The organism is Variovorax restrictus, from assembly GCF_051216715.1.
Classification (GTDB): domain Bacteria; phylum Pseudomonadota; class Gammaproteobacteria; order Burkholderiales; family Burkholderiaceae_C; genus Variovorax.
Map to the genome: position 1 here is coordinate 1,910,343 of NZ_JBPJZH010000001.1, position 15,590 is coordinate 1,925,932.

Consider the following 15,590-nt stretch of genomic DNA (forward strand, 5'->3'; position numbering starts at 1 on the left):
GCCATTGAATGTGAAAACTTCACTTCCGAAGGTAGGTGGCGACCGACGCCCGCGTCAGCCGGTGTCGCGCGGCGCGCTGAGCGCCGGTCCGGCCCTAGCCGATGGTGGTGAGCAGCAGCGCCTGCAGGATGAACCGCTGGTTGTCGGCGTCGTTGGCGTCTTGTGGCTTGCCGGCATCTGGCGGTGCGAGAAGCCCGGCGAGCGCCAGCGCCGGATGGCTGCCGTCGGCGAGGCCTCGGTAGACCGGCACGCCGGCGTGGGCCGCCAATTGGGCTGCTGCGGCCGGCGCAACGGTTCCAACGTCGATGGCGTCGTACATCCGCCCCAGCATGCGGGCGATACGAGCGCACTCGACCACCGCAGGCGGCGGTTCGCCCAGGCTGACCCGCGCCACGCGCATGCCGAGGTCGGCGGCTGCATCATGCAGCGCCGAGACGGCGGCGCCGCTCGTCGACTGGATCACCGCCAGGTTTTTGCCTTGAAGCAGCGACGGGGCCGGATGGCCGGCCATCGATGCCGCCTCGAGGTGGCGGGCGAGGTCGAGAAGTTCTTTCGCCGCCGCAGCGCTCAGCGTGTCGAGCACGAGGGCGCGCAGGGCGGGAGACGGTGGATGCGATGTCACGGCTGCGAGCGTACGGACGACGGCGGCCACCGGTTTGACGCCGGTCAAGCCGGCGTCATCGCAGCGCACGCCCTCGGCGCTTCGGCGACTTCGGACACGCTTGAGACATAAAACGTCAATCACTGTTACCAACGCGGCGGTCTCGTTGTCGGTTGTGTTGCACGGCTTTCGTACGCTCCTTCCATCGACCCGCACCGGAGCCCACCATGCACGCAGACCTTCCCCACCGCACCGCCGCCGACCAACCCGCCCAGCGCATCGCCACGATGCTGCAGCTGCTCCAGGACGCGCTGCCGCTGCAGAAGCGCCTGGTGCATGCCGGCGATGTGGTCTGCCAGGTCGGCCAGCCCTTCCAGTGCCTCTACGTCGTGAACGCCGGATTCTTCAAGATGGTCAACCTGTCGGACGAAGGCCGGGAGCAGGTGGTCGGCCTGCATTTCCGCGGCGACTGGCTGGGGCTGGACGGCATCGCCACCGGGCGCTACGGCTGCGACGCCGTGGCCATGGACACCGGCGAGGTCTGGGCAATTCCGTACGACACGCTGATCGAAGCCAGCCTTCGCACCCCGGCGCTGCTGAGCACGCTGCACCAGGCCATGAGCCGCGAGCTGGCGCGCGACCACGACTCCATGGCGTCGCTGTGCACCTTGCCGGCCGATGCCCGCGTGGCCGGCTTCCTGCGCTACTGGGCCGATGCCGTGTCGCAGCGCGGCCAGCGCACCGACGAGATCACGCTGCGCATGACGCGCGCCGAGATCGGCAACTACCTGGGCATGACGCTCGAGACGGTGAGCCGTGCCCTCTCGCGCATGGCGCGTGGTGACGTGATCCGCTTCAAGGAAAAGGGCCGGCGCGACATTCAAATTCCGGAAATCGAAGCCTTGACGGCGTTCATGCAGCAGGCCAGGACGTCAACCGGCGCCTTGGCATTGCACTGACAGAGGACGCAGGTCCGACGGACCGTCAGCTCGACGCGTGGCTGTGCGTGCGGCCGGACTTGCTCGGGTGATGAAGTGCTCCGGCCGTCGCGCGCGCGGCCCGATCTGCAGCCACGCGTTCGGCCAGCGAGGGGAGCCAATGCGCGAGGCTTTCGGCGGTGGTCGGCGGCGTGCCGACCTTGACCGCATGCGTGCTCTCGGTGGCAGCGGCCAGGATCGCTTCGGCCACGTCGATCGGATCGAGCAGGGCGCCTGCCCGCGGCGTGTCGATGCCGTGGTACTTCGCAGCGTGTTCGGCATGGGGTGTTCCCACGGCCGATGGCTGGATGAGCGTGACGCTTACCGGGCTTCGGTCGATCTCCTGCACCTCCACGCGGAGCGTGTCGGTGAAGCTCTGTACCGCCAGTTTGGAACAGGCGTACATGCCTTGCAGGGGCAACGCCGACTCGGAGGCCGCACTGCCCACGTTGATCAGCGCACCGCCGCGCCTCTCGAGGTGCGGCATGGCCACCAGCGACCCGTTCACCACACCCCAGAAATTGGTTGCGAACAGTCGGCGGCTGTCATCCTCGGACACCGCGTCGAGACGCCCGTGGATCGACACGCCGGCGTTGTTGACCCAGGTGTCGATGCGCCCGAACACCTCGACGGCGGCGAGCGCAGCGGCTTCGAGCTGCTCACGGGAGGCGACATCGGCCGGCACCGCGATGGACCGGCCACCCGCCGCGTCGATCTCGGCAGACGCCTGATAGATCACGTCGCCACTCCGCGCGACCAGCACCACCCGCGCACCGCGGGCGGCGGCCAGTCGGGCGGTGCACAGGCCGATGCCGCTGGAGGCGCCGGTGATCACGATGACCTGCTGGTCGAGCGGCAAAAGGAGAGGGGCGCTCATACAGCAGCTTTTGTTGACATTTGGTAATTTTTACCATCGTTTGGTTTCGCCAGCCGAAACCGCTGCACGTCGGCCCTGAAAGTCGCGAAATCGTCCTACATCGAACTTGTCATCCGCGCAACGGATGCGACGCCTGGGCAGGGACGCGCTGGAGTTCTGCCAGCCACACCTCGGCCTCCGAGTCGCTCGGTGCCCGCCAGTCGCCACGCGGCGAGAGCGAACCGCCCGAGCCGACCTTGGGGCCGTTGGGCACGCAGGAGCGCTTGAACTGGCTGGTCTTGAAGAAACGCCAGAGGAAGGTGCGCAGGTGGCCGGCGATGGCGGGGAGGGTGTATTCGTTGCGTTCGCCCTGCAGCGCGTCGGGCCAGCTGCCCCGCTGGCGGTCGCGCCAGGCGGTGTAGGCGAGGAAGGCCACCTTCGACGGCCGGAAGCCGTGGCGGACGATGTAGTAGAGATGGAAGTCCTGCAGCTCGTACGGGCCGATGGTGTCCTCGGTGCGCTGGCCGGGTTGCTCGGCCGAGGCATCGTCCGACGGCACCAGCTCCGGGCTGACCTCGGTCGCCACGATGGCGCGCAGCACGTCGCTGCCGTCGTCGCTCAGGATGGCCGCATCGGCCACCCAGCGGACCAGGTGCTTGATCAGCGTCTTGGGCACGCTGGCGTTCACGTTGTAGTGCGACATGTGGTCGCCTACGCCGTAGGTGCACCAGCCCAGCGCCAGCTCGCTGAGGTCGCCGGTGCCGACCACGATCGCGCCGTGGTGGTTGGCCAGGCGGAACAGGTGGCTGGTGCGCTCGCCGGCCTGCACGTTCTCGAAGGTGATGTCGTACTGCGGCACGCCGTCGGCGAAGGGGTGGCCCAGATCGGACAGCATCTGCCGGCAGCTCGGGCGGATGTCGATTTCCTTCGCCTGGCAGCCGATGGCCGCCATCAACGCATGCGCCTGCTTGAGCGTGCGGTCGCTGGTCGCGAAGCCGGGCATCGTGTAGCCCAGGATGTCGGTGCGGGGGCGGCCCAGGCGGTCCATGGCCTGCGCGCACACCAGCAGCGCATGGGTCGAGTCGAGCCCGCCCGACACGCCGATGACCACCTTCTGGATGTTGCTGGCTTCCAGCCGCTGCACCAGCGACTGCACCTGGATGTTGAAGACCTCCTGGCAGCGTGCGTCGCGCGTGGCGGCGTCGGACGGCACGTAGGGGAAACGCTCCACGTTGCGACGCAACGCGCCCGGTTGCTGCGGAAGGCCCGGCAGGTCGAACTCGACCGTGCGCCAGTCGCGCAGGGCCGCGGCATGGCGTTGCGCCGAGACGCCGAAGGAGTTCTGCCGCATGCGTTCGTGCGCGAGCCGTTCCAGATCGGCATCGGCGGTGATGAGGTGCGAGCGGTTGCTGAAGCGTTCGCTCTCGGCCAGCAACTCGCCGTTCTCGTAGATCAGTGCCTGCCCGTCCCAGGCCAGGTCGGTGGTCGATTCGCCGATGCCGGCCGACGAATACAGGTAGGCCGCCAGGCAGCGGGCCGATTGCAGGCTCACCAGCTTGTGCCGGTAGTCCGCCTTGCCCACGGTGATGTTCGAGGCCGACAGATTGACCAGAACGGTCGCGCCGGCCAGCGCCGCGTAGCTCGACGGCGGGATCGGCACCCAGACGTCCTCGCAGATCTCGACGTGCAGCGTCATGAGCGGCAGGTTGCGCGCCTTGAAGATCAGCTCGGTGCCGAAGGGTACGCGCTGGCCGCAGAGGGTGATCTCGCGGGAGACGGCGCTGTCGGCGGCGGCGAACTGCCGGCCTTCGTAGAACTCGCCGTAGTTCGGCAGGTAGGTCTTGGGCAGCACGCCGAGCAGGGCGCCGTCGGCGACCACCGCCGCGCAGTTGAAGAGCCGGTGGTCGGCGCGCACCGGCAGGCCGACGACGGCGACCGTCGGCAGGCCGCGCGTGGCCTCGATGACTTCGGCCAGCGCCGCCTCGCAGCCTTCGAGCAGCGCCGTCTGGTGGAACAGGTCGTCGCAGGTGTAGGCGGAAATGCCCAGTTCCGGGAAGGCCACCAACACGGCCCCCTCGGCCGCGGCTTCGCGCAGCATGCGCACGGTCTCGCGGCCGTTGAACACCGGATCGGCCACGCGGTTGCGCGGCACCGCCACGGCCAGCCGGGCGAAGCCGTGGGTGTAGGGGTTGTCGAAGGGCAGGTCGGCGGTCGGTGCGGAGCTCATGGGCGTCATCGTATTCGTCATTGGAGCAGGGCAGCGCACGCGGGGTCGTCCGCCGCCTGCGCGTGGTTCGCGCGGCACAGGCCGACCGCCCACCACGCCGGCAGCAGCGCGCGAACCTCCGGCCGGGCGAAACGCTCGTCGAACAGGTAGAGCACGCCGGCATCGTGCTCGGTGCGGATCACGCGGCCGGCGGCCTGCACCACCTTGCGCAGGCCCGGGTAGAGGTAGGTGTAGTCGTAGCCCCGCGCGTCGCCGAAGCGCGCGTCGAGCCGTTGACGCATCACCTCGTTCATCGCGTCGTGTTGCGGCAGGCCGAGGCTGGCGATGAAAACGCCGATCAGCCGGTCGCCGGGCAGGTCGATGCCCTCGCCGAAGGCGCCGCCCAGAACCGCGAACCCCACGCCGCGGCCGCCCGGGCGGAAGCGCGCCACGAAGGCATCGCGTTCGGCCTCGCGCATGGCGGTCGACTGGGTCCAGGTTGGTACGCCGGGGTGCTCGCGCACGAAGCGCGCGTGCGCCTGGTCGAGGAACTCGAAGCTGCTGAAGAAGGCCAGGTAGTTGCCGGGTCGGCGCGCGTAGACCTGGCCGATCAGCGCCGTGAGCTGCGGCAGCGAACGCGGCCGGTCGCGGTAGCGCGTCGACACGTCGGTGACGACACGCACGTCGAGCTGGTGCGCGTGGAAGGGTGATGCCACCTCGACCTCGGCCGTGTTCTGTGGCAGCCCGAGCATGTCGCGGTAGAACGCGAAGGGCGCGAGCGTGCCGGAGAAGCACACCGTGGTCATCGACGCCGCGAAGCGTGCCCGCAGGAAGGGCGCCGGCACCAGGTTGCGGATCGCCAGGCACCCCGCCGTGTCGCCCATCGGCAAGGTGCTCTCGAAGACGGAGTGGTCGCCCAGCGTGTCGGCCAGCCGGGCGAACTGCAGCGCATCGAAGAAGAAGCGCTGCAACGGGCCGTGCGCGGTCTCGGGCGCCTCTGCGAAATGCTCGGCCAGCGCGGCGACGGCTTCCTGCAATGCCGCCCGCAGGCGCTCGGGCACGTCGTCGTGCGCGACATAGGCTTCGGGCTGGTCGCGCTGCAGTGCGAGCCACTCGCGGCGCAACCGGTCGATGGGCGAACGCACGCCGGCAGGCGCCACCCCACGCGCCTGGTCGAGCGCCGTCATGTCGATCGACGCCGAGTACATGCCACGCGCGCGTTCGAGCAGGTTGTGCGCCTCGTCGACCAGCACCGCCACCTGCCATTCCTCCTGCTTGGCCAGCGCGTAGAGGAAGGCGCTGCCGTCGAACCAGTAGTTGTAGTCGGCCACCACCACGTCGCTCCAGCGCACCATCTCCTGCGCGAGGAAGTAGGGGCACACGGTGTGCGCGAGCGCGACGCGGCGCAGCGTGGCGGTGTCGAGCCGCGGCTGCCCGACTGCTTCGGCGCGCGCGTCGGGCAGGCGGTCGTAGAAGCCGCGAGCCAGCGGGCAGGCATCGCCGTGGCAGGCGCGCCTGGGGTATTCGCACACCTTTTCGCGCGCGGTGAGTTCGAGCACGCGCAGCGACTTCGCCGATTGCGCGCTCAGGCCGATGCCTTCGAGTGCGATTGCGCGGCCCGAGGTCTTGGCGGTGAGGAAGAACAGCTTGTCGGTGCCTTGGCCCGCCCAGCCGCGCAGCAACGGAAAGGTGGTAGCAACCGTCTTGCCGATGCCCGTCGGTGCCTGCGCGAGCAGGCAGCGTCGCGTCGATGCGGCGCGGTACACGCCCTCGGCCAGCTCGCGCTGGCCCGCGCGAAAGCCGGCATGCGGGAAGGCGAGGGCGCCGAGTTCCCTGGCCAGCGCGGCGCGATGCGCGGCTTCCTGTTGCGCCCAAGCCTCGTAGCGCTGGCACAGCGCCTCGAAGTGCGTGCGCAGTGCCTCGGCGCTGCAGTGCTCCTCGAGCACGGTCTCCTCGCCGCTGGCAATGTCGAGGTAGACCAGCGCCACGTCGAGAGCCGGCAGCGCACGCGCGCAGCAGAGCATCCAGCCGTAGGTTTTCGCCTGGGCCCAGTGCAGCGCGCGGTGGTTGGCGCGGATGCCGGCGAACTCGCCGCGAAAGGTCTTGATCTCTTCCACGCGCAAGCGCTGGCCATCGAAGCCGTCGGCCCGGCCGCGTACGCGCAGGCCTTCGATGTCGAGCGAGAGCGACACCTCGCGTTCGTAGTCGGCGTCACGCCGCCCCTGCACCAGCAGATGCCCGGCCACGCCTTCTTGCGCACTCGGCGCCGGGACGAAGCGGAAGTCCAGGTCGCCGGCTTTGGCGCCGAAGGCACAGAGCGCGCGCACCGACACTGGCTGCAACGGGGTCACGGCGGCGTGGGCGCGGGCGGGGCTGGTCACTGGATGAATATACAGCCACCCGCTGCCTTTCGACCTGCGGCGCCTCCCGCGGCGCGGCGCGTTAACGGGCTGCGTGCAGCACGCGCACCATCGCGCGTTCCAGCGCCTCGCGGGAGTACGGCTTCTGCAGCAGTTCGCGCCCCGACGACGCGCCGGCCAGTTCCTGGGAAAAGCCCGACATCAGCAGCACCGGCAGCTGCGGCAGGCGCTGTTCGACGCGTTGCGCCAGCTCGGTGCCGCGCAGGCCGGGGCCGAGGGCGATGTCGCTGAGCAGCAGGTCGAAGGCCGTGTCCGTCTCGAGCACCTCGAGCGCGGCTTCGGCGTTGGCGCATGGGATGACCATGCAGCCCATTGCTGCCAGGAAGCGCTGTGCGACCTGCCGAACTTCGGCATCGTCTTCGACCAGCAGCACCCGCAGCCCGGCGGGCAGGCGACCGTCCGCGTCGGCGTCGGGGCTGTCGATATCGTCCTCGTCGCCCAGCTGCGGCAGATAGAGCGTGATGGCCGTCCCCACGCCCAGCGTGCTGCGCAGGCCGATGGCGCCGCGCGACTGCTTGGCGAAGCCGTAGACCGTCGACAGGCCCAGGCCGGTACCGCGGCCGACCTCCTTGGTGGTGAAGAAGGGCTCGAAGGCGTGTTCCTGCACGGCCTCGGACATGCCGGTGCCGGTGTCGGCAACGGTGATCGCGACGTAGCCGCTCTTGGAGGGTGCGGTGGCTTCGGCCAGCAGCTCCGGCGGCAGCGCAGGCACGCTGCGGCAGGTGAAGGCCAGTGTGCCGCCCTGAGGCATGGCGTCGCGTGCGTTGATGGCGATGTTGAGCAGGGCGGACTCGAGCTGCACCGGGTCGGCCAGGCACAGCGCCTCGTCGGCGTCCAGCGCGATGGCGATGCGCTGATCCAGCGTGCGGCGCAGCATGTCGCCCAGCGAGTGCAGCAGGGCGGCGGCATCGATCACCGTCGGCTGCAGCACCTGCCGACGCGAGAAGGCGAGCAGCTTGCCGGTGAGGTCGGCGCCGCGGCGCGCGGCGCGCGTGGCTGCACCGAGGAGCTGCTGCACCATGGGGTCGGCCGCACAGCCGGGCAGTTCTTCGAGCACCTGCAAATTGCCGGAGATCACCGTCAGCAGGTTGTTGAAGTCGTGGGCGATGCCGCCGGTGAGCTGGCCGACGGTTTCCAGCCGCTGGGCGTGGTTGAGGGCTTCCTCGCTTTTCTCGCGTTGCAGCAGCGTGGCCAGCAGGCTGGCGAGCGAGTCGAGAAAGCGCAGTTCGTCGTCGCCCAGATGCCGCAGCGACGCGCAGCGCACCGCCAGCGCGCCGACCGTCCGGCCGCGGTCCGACAGCGGCACGGCCAGCAGGTGGCCGCCGTCCGCGTCGCTGCGGGGGGCCGACCGTGCGGTGCCGCCGGTGGCGACCACCCGGGTGGCGAGCGCGATCACGTCCGCGGGCAGGGCCTGGCCGGCGTCCCGCGCCGCCATGAGCCCCGTGCCGGCGGCGACGCGAAAGGTGAGCCCGTCGGGCTCGAGCAGCAGCACCACGGCCGCATCGGCTTCGAGCGCTTCGGCGGCCATGGCCGGCACCTGTGCGAGCAGCGCCTGGGTGTCTCGCGCATCGACGGCGAGTCGACCGAAATGCGCCAGGTGTTCCGCGTAACGCGCGCGCTGCAAGGCCTGCTGCACGCGCGGGTAGCTGCCGACGTCGCGAATGGCGGCCACGACGTAGGGCAGGCCTTGGTTGTGCAAGGGGCTCAGGGCGATCTCGACGCGCACTTCGGAGCCGTCTCGCCGCTTGGCGACCAGGTCCATCTGGGTGCCCATGGGGCGCGAGCGTGGCTGCTCGCCGTAGGCATGGCGGTAGGCTGCGTGCCGCGGGCGCACCGCGTCGGGCACCAACGCTTCGACCGGCAGGCCGATCAACCCGTCGCCGCTGTAGCCCAGAAGGTCGAGCGCAAAGGGGTTCGCCAGCACGATCGTGCCTTCGGCGTTGACCAGCAGCAGCGCGTCCGGGTAGGCGGTGAAGATCGAGCGGAAGACCTTGCCGTCTTCGGCATCGAAACTCAGGGGCGTGTGTTCCATGATGGCGGCTCGGCGGTCAGACCGTGTCGACCCGCGGCGCGAACAGGTAGCCCGCGCCGCGGACCGATTTGATGAGTTGCGGGCTCTCGGCGTCGCTCTCGAGCTTGCGGCGCAAGCGTCCGATCTGCACGTCGATCGTCCGGTCGAAGGGGCCCCCGTCGCGCCCGCGGGTGCGTTCGAGCAGGTAGTCGCGTGACAGCACGCGGCCCGGTGCGTCGCTCAAGGCGTGCAGCAGGTCGAATTCGCCGCTGGTCAGGACGACCTCATGGCCCTGGGGCGCGGTCAGGCGTCGCGCCGCGATGTCGAGCTGCCAGCCCTCGAAGCGCTTGGTCGAGGGGAGTGGTGAGGTTGTCGCTGCGGACGCAGGCGTGGGAGCCGGCACGATGCGGCGCAGCACCGCCTTGATACGGGCCAGCAGCTCGCGCAGGTCGAAGGGCTTGGTGACATAGTCGTCCGCGCCCACTTCCAGGCCCACCACCTTGTCGACCGCATCGCCGCGCCCCGTGACGATCACCAGGCCACATTGCCAATGCTCCCGCAGTTGCCGGGCGATGACGAAGCCGTCTTCCCCAGGCAGGCCCAGGTCCAGCAGCACCAGCACCGGGGGGTCTTGTGCCATGAGGGCGAGCAGGTCACGGCCGCGGTGCACCTGGCTGACGCGGAAGCCGTGGCCCTGCAGATAGGTGGCCAGCAGCCGGGTGATGTCTTCTTCGTCGTCGAGGACGGCCAGATGGAGGGGTGAGGTCACGCGGGCATGTTAGCGCCTGCGCGTGACCTCCGGCCCCAGCGGTTCAGCGGGGCGTGTGCGCCTCGAACGCGGCCTGGCAGGTCGCGCAGCGCACGGCCGTGGGCTGCGCGAACAGCCGGGCGCGCGGGATGCTCTCGCCGCAATCGATGCACATGCCGTAGTCGCCCGTGCTCATGCGGTGCTCCGCAAGCGCGATGTCGCGCACGGTGGCACGGTCGATGGCCGCCTCGGCCATGCGCAGCTCGTCGGCCCGCTCGGTCTCCGCTTCGTCGGCGCGGTCGTGCACTTCGGAGGCGACGGACGCCGGCAGGTCACCGACAGCGCCGAGCTCGGCGAGCGCCTGGCGGCGCATCGCGTCGAGCTGGCCGGCGAGGCTGACAAGGTCGGAGGGGCTGAGGGGTTTCATGGTTCGGTTCCTGACGGTCGTGTGCTCGGGCGCAGCGAAGGGTCGCTGCCGCTCGGCTCGGCAGCTACTCGATGGACAGCGCGCCGGTGGGCAGGTGGACGCGCAGCGGTTTGGCGTCCGCGGTCTCGCGCACCGCTTCGGTCGGAAGCTCCTCGGCGCGCACGAGCAGCACCGGCACCGGCGAGAGACGCAAGACGTACTCCGCACTGCTGCCCAGCACCAGGCGACCGATGCCGCGGCGGCCATGCGTGCCGATCACGATCACGTCGGCTGGCCATTTCTTGGCTTCCGCCACGGTGAGTTCGTGGACGCGCCCTTCGACGCTGTCGAAAAGCGCCGTCTCGGCGTCGAGGCCGGCTGCGGTGACCTGGGCCTTGGCGCTCTCGAGCACCTTGCGCCCGCCCTCGCGCAGTGCGTTCATCCAGTCGCCCGAGTAGCCGGAGTAAGCGTCCATCGCGAGCGCGAACGAGAGGTCGTCCACCACATGGATCAATCGCAGCGTGCCCTGGGTGAGTTGCGCGAGGCGGATGGCTTCTTGCAGGCCGCGGTCGGACGTCGGGCTGCCGTCGACCGGAACCAGGATTCGTTGGTACATGAGGCGCTCCTTGGAGGAAGGCGTTCAGTATGGGAGCCCGTCCACAGCGAAGGCTTGATGCGGATCAAGCCGCGCGTGGGAAGAGGGGCGGCCCCAAAAGAGCGATGGATCGCCAGCGGCGCCTTGACAGCGCATTCCGACAGGCAGGGGTGGTCGGGTCCGTCGGCGATCGCGGAGCCGACGCCCGACGCTGCATCTGCACAGCGTTTCTCGAACCCTGGTGCGAGTGCGGAGCCACCGTCTCGCCCTCCGCCGGAGCCTCGACCATGACCCGTGACGCCCTTCTCGTTGCCGATGCCGGCCCTCCCATCGCGCCCGACGCCTGCGCAACACAGAACAGCGGCAGCGTCGTTGCCCTGTCGCTCGACGAGCGGGCCTACGCCAGCGTGCACGAGTGCGCGACGCGTCTCGCCTTCGCCGAGCGCATCGCGGCGCTCAAGGGGCTGGCGTTCCATGGCAAGTACAGCGCCGCGTCATCGTACGAACGTCCGGTGTACTTCGTGCCCAGCGACACGATCGCCAGTGCGCACCAGGCGCACGCCCTGGGCATCACCGGTCCGCACGACCTGTTCGGCGGTGTGGTGCCGCATCCATTCGTGTCGACCAAGGCCATCACGCACCCGCTGGTTCACCCGGATGCGGCGTGCCCCAGGGGCTGGTCGCAGGCGTTCGCGGCCCACGTCGCCGGCGCGGTGCTGACCGGATTCACGGCCTTCTCGCGGGAAGATGCGCGCGCCGCGGGTGGGGCGCTGCTGCGGCTGGGGGCCGTGCGCGTGAAGCCCGTGCGGGAGACCGGTGGGCGCGGGCAACAGGTCGTGACCGACGTGCAGACGCTCGGCCAGTGTCTGGCAGCGATGGACGAGGCCGAGCTGAACGCCCATGGCCTGGTGCTGGAAGAAAACCTCACGGACCCCATCACGTTCAGCATCGGGCAGGTCGTGGTCGGCGGGCTGACCGCGACCTATCACGGCACCCAGTGCCTGACGCGCGACCGGCGCGGCCATGCGGTCTACGGCGGCTCGGACTTGTGGCTCGTGCGTGGCGGCTTCGACGCGCTGCTGGCGACCAGGCCACCCTTCGACGTGCGACTGGCGATCGACCAGGCACGGCTCTATCACGACGCGGTGGGGGAGTGCTTTCCGGGCTTCTTCACCTCGCGGCTGAACTACGATGTCGCGCGCGGTCGTGGCCCGCTCGGGCAATGGCGCTCGGGCGTGCTGGAGCAGTCATGGCGCGTGGGCGGCGCGACCGGTGCGGAACTCGCCGCGCTGGAGCTTTTTCATCACCATCCGGAGCGCGACCGTGTCCACGCGCGCTGCGTTGAAGTTCACGGCGACCCAGCGCCCCTGCCGCCGCAGGCCCAGGTTTATTTCCAGGGCGAGGTGCCGGACGTCGGCTGGCTCACCAAATACACCTTGATCGATTCCGCATGCTGAGCACCCGTCACAACACGGTCGACATCGCTGTCGACGATCAGCACATCGCCGGCACCCTCGTCGCGTCCTCCATGACCGTGCCCGGCGTGCTGCTGGTCCATGGCTGGGACGGCAACCAGGAGCAGTACATCCGCCGCGCGCACCAGATCGCCGCGTTGGGCTGCGTGTGTCTGACCTTCGACCTGCGTGGCCACGCACGCCACGTCGCACAGCGCCAGGAGGTCACGCGCGAGGACAACCTGCGGGACGTGCTGGCGGCGTACGACGTGCTGATAGGCCACCCCACGGTCGATCCGGAGTCCATCGCCATCGTGGGCAGCAGCTATGGCGGCTACCTGGGCGCCATCGTGAGTTCGCTGCGACCGGTGCGCTGGCTGGCGCTGCGTGCGCCGGCGCTCTACCGCGACGACGACTGGGAGGTGCCCAAAGGCAAGCTGGACCGCGACGACCTCGCGACGTACCGGCGCATGCCCATCGGGGCGGCCGACAACCGCGCGTTGGCGGCCTGCGCAGCGTTCCGGGGCGACGCGCTGATCGTCGAGTCGGAGCATGACAAGACGGTCCCGCATCCGGTGATCGAGAACTACCTCGCGGCTTTCAAGCGCGTGCGCTCGGTGACCTACCGCGTGATCTCGGAGGCGGACCATGCGCTCTCCAAAGAAGAATGGCGGCAGTCCTATGGGGGGCTTCTGGTGGCCTGGATGACGGAGATGACGCTCGGCGCACGGGGAAAGGTGCCCCCGATCGCCGCTCCGCCTTCGCGGACTGAAAAAGCCGCTCGCGGCAATTGAGGCAATGTGTCACGAAAGGTGTCTTAAGTGTCGCGACATCAGCCGGGAGATGGCGTAAGCGCGCAAAAGTCCCTCTGCGAGCCAGCCCCGAACGAATAAAACCATACATCGACATTCACCGGAGGCGACATGACGGGTTCTGGAAGATTGGCACTGAGCGTGAACGAGCTGGAAGAGGGCGAATTCCACTATGTATTGCTGGAGGCCGTCACGATGCCGGGCGAACTGCTGTGCTTTCGGCCGCGCGAGTTCGGTGAACAAGGCCATGGCACGCCGATGGACGCATGGTTTTCTGGACTGGGTGTCGTGAGGCGACTCGAGCAACGCTGACTCCGCTTCCACGGACTCGTCCGTCGTGGACGGCAGCCATCGAGTCCATTGCGGGTGCGCGCATTGCTTAGAATTTCTCGCTCTTGCGTGAATTCCGAAAGGTGACGATGGATTTCGAGTTGTTCATCGCGTTGTTCTGTGTCATCGGCATTGGCTGGCTCACGATCGTTCCGACCTACCGCGGATGGGGCTATCTCGAAGAGAAGATGGCCGAACGTGTCGAGACCACCATCGCCACCCTGGACCAGCCTGACTGACGCCGGGGCCTTCTTGGCCAGTTGGTACACGCCGTTTCTAAGAGGCTCGGAACAACCAACCGAAAAGGCATGTGGCAATCACCAGTGCCACCATTCGCCACAGGTGTCTTGCTTTGTTTTTTCGCGGTGCTTTGGGCTGCATCGATCCCTCTGTTTCTTCCATATTCCCGGTGCGGCATGCCAAGCGTGTTCAGCGCCTGACGAGTGCAATTCCGTCGAAGAGAGGGGTGTGCCGCGCTCCCCAACATCTGGATGTAATCCTTTGGATTTAAGTGCCAGGGCAGCACCGGCAGAGCCGCTGTAGGTCGGCGTAGGACAGCAAAGATTCCGTGACATTGGTCACGTCGAGTTTTGCAAGTTGTCCGCATGATGCACACATGCACAAACTCATCGCACTTCTTCTGGGACCGGTGGCAATGGCGGCCCTGGTCTACAGCTTTGGCTTCATCGCCATTCTGGTGTGTTTTGCGCTGGCCCTGGCGACGCTGGTGTTCTCCAATGCACCTGGCGACGAGGAGTCGATACGCTTCGCTGCAGCCGAGGGCGCTGGCGAACCATCGACCTTCATGGGCGGACTCTGACCGACAGCGCTCTAGCGAGCCTGGCTTGCCACTTTCAGGCGGGCTGGAGCTGGCTCTCGTGGACTACGGGCTTGCTGCGCGAAGGCATGCGACGTGCGTCGACCAGACGGGCTGTGAGCTGGGCCGTCATCTCCATCAGGGCGAGATCGCGCCGCCGTTCATCGTCCGACGTGCCCTTGCTGGTCGCATAGAGCGTCCCATAGCTCCGGCCATCGGCCAGCAGCACCGGAACGCGAATGAAGCCGCGTGCCAAGGGGCCGAAAACCTGGCGGCAGACCGCCAGCACGTAGACATCGCCCGTCGCGTCATCGTGCCACCCGCCGCGCGGCGACATCGCCAGCGTCGAACGCATCGACGATTCGTCATGCAGTTCCGCGACGAAGGCGGCCTCGGTGCCGTGCTGCTCCTTCAGAAGCGTCAGGACCTTTCGCACCGTTTCGTCGGCCAAGGGGTCCCGCGATTGCGGTGTGGTGACCACCAGGTCGCAGGCGGTCACTTCAAGCGCTCCGACGGCGTATTCGAAATCGAAGGTGTGGGAGGCGTCGGACATGGTGGTCATTCGGGGCTTCGGGCAGAGGCCCTATTGAACCTCGAAGGCGCAAACAAATGAATACCTTCGTGTTCGTGAACGCGGGCGTATTTCACACATTCAGCCATGAAAGTTAACGAAGGTACTCATTGAAGACCCGGTAGCATTGCTGCTTGCCCTGCCGCGTCGGCCAACGACCTCCGTGAACGACCCCATGCCCCCCGAAACTCCGCCATCGTCGAGTTCCTGTCCGCTCTGTCTGCAGCTGCTGCAGCAACTGGCACGAGACACACCGCCGCATGCCTCGCTGCGCTTGCTGAGCGCCAAGCCGTGGGCGGAAGCGCTGAACAAGCGCGCGGCGGGGGCATTGGAGACCTACGTCTGCGAGGTCTGTGACAAGGAGCGCGTGCGAGACACCAGTCCGACCTATTCGGCGCGCTGGATGTGAGAGCCGAGGAGGCGCGTCGTCGCCCACGCGCTAACGAATCGGGAGGCCTTGCTGCGGGACGTGGTGGGCATCGTGTCGGGCTTCATCAACAGTGGAACCACGATGCACCTTTCTGGCATGCGCTTTCCGGAGGCGGGTTGCATGGTCCGGCAGCCGCTGCTCTGTGCTGGCGCCGAGGATGTCGCCCGCGTGTTCCGCCTCAACGAGGGCGAAAGCGAGCATGCGCAGGCGCTGCGGGGGCTTTTGCTGGTGCTGTATGAGGCGTTCGAAGACCGGCTCTTCTACGCCCGCGAGGTGCGGAGATGCAGCCTGGTGACGCAGCGGGGGGTATGGTCGGAGCCGCTTGTAAGCGTTGGAACTCAGCCCGCAGGCTGACC

General features: G+C 68.4%; 17 protein-coding genes. 8 read left to right on the plus strand and 9 right to left on the minus strand.

What is annotated here, in order from left to right; translation table 11 throughout:
* Positions 1-94: 94 nt before the first annotated feature.
* Positions 95-670: a Rossmann-fold NAD(P)-binding domain-containing protein gene (locus ACSFA0_RS08970; protein ID WP_435449845.1), complete on the minus strand. Its 576-nt coding sequence runs from the start codon at positions 668-670 to the stop codon at positions 95-97.
* A gap of 158 nt (positions 671-828) precedes the next feature.
* Here ACSFA0_RS08970 and ACSFA0_RS08975 point away from each other — a divergent pair, with 158 nt between their 5' ends.
* On the plus strand, positions 829-1,560 hold the full coding sequence (locus ACSFA0_RS08975) for a Crp/Fnr family transcriptional regulator (RefSeq protein ID WP_435449846.1): 732 nt from the start codon (positions 829-831) through the stop codon (positions 1,558-1,560).
* 25 nt (positions 1,561-1,585) lie between these two features.
* On the opposite strand, the gene ACSFA0_RS08980 is transcribed toward ACSFA0_RS08975, so the two are convergent.
* The 7 genes from ACSFA0_RS08980 to ACSFA0_RS09010 all read right to left on the minus strand — a co-directional run bounded on the left by ACSFA0_RS08980 (position 1,586) and on the right by ACSFA0_RS09010 (position 10,841).
* The gene (locus ACSFA0_RS08980; protein WP_435449847.1) at positions 1,586-2,455 is read right to left on the minus strand and encodes an SDR family oxidoreductase; all 870 of its coding nucleotides are present in this window, start codon (positions 2,453-2,455) and stop codon (positions 1,586-1,588) included.
* A gap of 109 nt (positions 2,456-2,564) precedes the next feature.
* Positions 2,565-4,661 (minus strand): NAD(+) synthase, encoded by a 2,097-nt coding sequence (locus ACSFA0_RS08985; protein WP_435449848.1) that lies wholly within the window; start codon positions 4,659-4,661, stop codon positions 2,565-2,567.
* A gap of 17 nt (positions 4,662-4,678) precedes the next feature.
* Positions 4,679-7,021, minus strand: coding sequence for an ATP-dependent DNA helicase (locus tag ACSFA0_RS08990; protein ID WP_435449849.1), 2,343 nt, complete (start codon positions 7,019-7,021; stop codon positions 4,679-4,681).
* A 61-nt stretch (positions 7,022-7,082) separates the two neighbouring features.
* Positions 7,083-9,092: a PAS domain S-box protein gene (locus ACSFA0_RS08995; protein ID WP_435449850.1), complete on the minus strand. Its 2,010-nt coding sequence runs from the start codon at positions 9,090-9,092 to the stop codon at positions 7,083-7,085.
* A gap of 16 nt (positions 9,093-9,108) precedes the next feature.
* Complete coding sequence (locus ACSFA0_RS09000; protein WP_435449851.1) at positions 9,109-9,840, minus strand: winged helix-turn-helix domain-containing protein; 732 nt, start codon at positions 9,838-9,840, stop codon at positions 9,109-9,111.
* 43 nt (positions 9,841-9,883) lie between these two features.
* Positions 9,884-10,246 (minus strand): TraR/DksA family transcriptional regulator, encoded by a 363-nt coding sequence (locus ACSFA0_RS09005; protein WP_435449852.1) that lies wholly within the window; start codon positions 10,244-10,246, stop codon positions 9,884-9,886.
* A gap of 64 nt (positions 10,247-10,310) precedes the next feature.
* Entirely contained in the window at positions 10,311-10,841 is a 531-nt protein-coding gene (locus tag ACSFA0_RS09010) for a universal stress protein (RefSeq protein ID WP_435449853.1), read from the minus strand.
* 266 nt (positions 10,842-11,107) lie between these two features.
* Between ACSFA0_RS09010 and ACSFA0_RS09015 the strand changes: the two genes are divergently transcribed.
* From ACSFA0_RS09015 to ACSFA0_RS09035, 5 genes are all read left to right on the plus strand, one after another.
* Positions 11,108-12,277, plus strand: a complete 1,170-nt coding sequence (locus ACSFA0_RS09015; protein WP_435449854.1) for a DUF3182 family protein — start codon at positions 11,108-11,110, stop codon at positions 12,275-12,277.
* Positions 12,274-13,068, plus strand: coding sequence for an alpha/beta hydrolase family protein (locus ACSFA0_RS09020; RefSeq protein WP_435450929.1), 795 nt, complete (start codon positions 12,274-12,276; stop codon positions 13,066-13,068). The genes ACSFA0_RS09015 and ACSFA0_RS09020 overlap by 4 nt, the downstream gene beginning before the upstream one ends.
* A 129-nt stretch (positions 13,069-13,197) precedes the next feature.
* Positions 13,198-13,398, plus strand: coding sequence for a hypothetical protein (locus tag ACSFA0_RS09025; protein WP_435449855.1), 201 nt, complete (start codon positions 13,198-13,200; stop codon positions 13,396-13,398).
* Between the two features lie 83 nt (positions 13,399-13,481).
* Entirely contained in the window at positions 13,482-13,655 is a 174-nt protein-coding gene (locus ACSFA0_RS09030) for a hypothetical protein (RefSeq protein WP_435449856.1), read from the plus strand.
* A 377-nt stretch (positions 13,656-14,032) separates the two neighbouring features.
* On the plus strand, positions 14,033-14,236 hold the full coding sequence (locus tag ACSFA0_RS09035; RefSeq protein WP_435449857.1) for a hypothetical protein: 204 nt from the start codon (positions 14,033-14,035) through the stop codon (positions 14,234-14,236).
* A 34-nt stretch (positions 14,237-14,270) separates the two neighbouring features.
* Here ACSFA0_RS09035 and ACSFA0_RS09040 read toward each other — a convergent pair whose 3' ends face one another.
* Positions 14,271-14,795 (minus strand): hypothetical protein, encoded by a 525-nt coding sequence (locus ACSFA0_RS09040; protein WP_435449858.1) that lies wholly within the window; start codon positions 14,793-14,795, stop codon positions 14,271-14,273.
* Between the two features lie 184 nt (positions 14,796-14,979).
* Here ACSFA0_RS09040 and ACSFA0_RS09045 point away from each other — a divergent pair, with 184 nt between their 5' ends.
* Together ACSFA0_RS09045 and ACSFA0_RS09050 are read left to right on the plus strand one after the other, a co-directional pair.
* Complete coding sequence (locus ACSFA0_RS09045; RefSeq protein ID WP_435449859.1) at positions 14,980-15,213, plus strand: hypothetical protein; 234 nt, start codon at positions 14,980-14,982, stop codon at positions 15,211-15,213.
* 48 nt (positions 15,214-15,261) lie between these two features.
* Positions 15,262-15,588, plus strand: coding sequence for a hypothetical protein (locus tag ACSFA0_RS09050; protein ID WP_435449860.1), 327 nt, complete (start codon positions 15,262-15,264; stop codon positions 15,586-15,588).
* Positions 15,589-15,590 lie beyond the last annotated feature (2 nt).

What these genes read in the sequence shown, in the direction of transcription:
- ACSFA0_RS08975 (WP_435449846.1), top strand. Translation starts at nt 829, where the DNA reads ATGCACGCAGACCTTCCCCACCGCACCGCCGCCGACCAACCCGCCCAG.
- ACSFA0_RS08980 (WP_435449847.1), bottom strand. Translation starts at nt 2,455, where the DNA reads ATGAGCGCCCCTCTCCTTTTGCCGCTCGACCAGCAGGTCATCGTGATC.
- ACSFA0_RS08985 (WP_435449848.1), bottom strand. Translation starts at nt 4,661, where the DNA reads ATGAGCTCCGCACCGACCGCCGACCTGCCCTTCGACAACCCCTACACC.
- ACSFA0_RS08995 (WP_435449850.1), bottom strand. Translation starts at nt 9,092, where the DNA reads ATGGAACACACGCCCCTGAGTTTCGATGCCGAAGACGGCAAGGTCTTC.
- ACSFA0_RS09005 (WP_435449852.1), bottom strand. Translation starts at nt 10,246, where the DNA reads ATGAAACCCCTCAGCCCCTCCGACCTTGTCAGCCTCGCCGGCCAGCTC.
- ACSFA0_RS09010 (WP_435449853.1), bottom strand. Translation starts at nt 10,841, where the DNA reads ATGTACCAACGAATCCTGGTTCCGGTCGACGGCAGCCCGACGTCCGAC.
- ACSFA0_RS09015 (WP_435449854.1), top strand. Translation starts at nt 11,108, where the DNA reads ATGACCCGTGACGCCCTTCTCGTTGCCGATGCCGGCCCTCCCATCGCG.
- ACSFA0_RS09025 (WP_435449855.1), top strand. Translation starts at nt 13,198, where the DNA reads ATGACGGGTTCTGGAAGATTGGCACTGAGCGTGAACGAGCTGGAAGAG.
- ACSFA0_RS09035 (WP_435449857.1), top strand. Translation starts at nt 14,033, where the DNA reads ATGCACAAACTCATCGCACTTCTTCTGGGACCGGTGGCAATGGCGGCC.
- ACSFA0_RS09040 (WP_435449858.1), bottom strand. Translation starts at nt 14,795, where the DNA reads ATGACCACCATGTCCGACGCCTCCCACACCTTCGATTTCGAATACGCC.
- ACSFA0_RS09045 (WP_435449859.1), top strand. Translation starts at nt 14,980, where the DNA reads ATGCCCCCCGAAACTCCGCCATCGTCGAGTTCCTGTCCGCTCTGTCTG.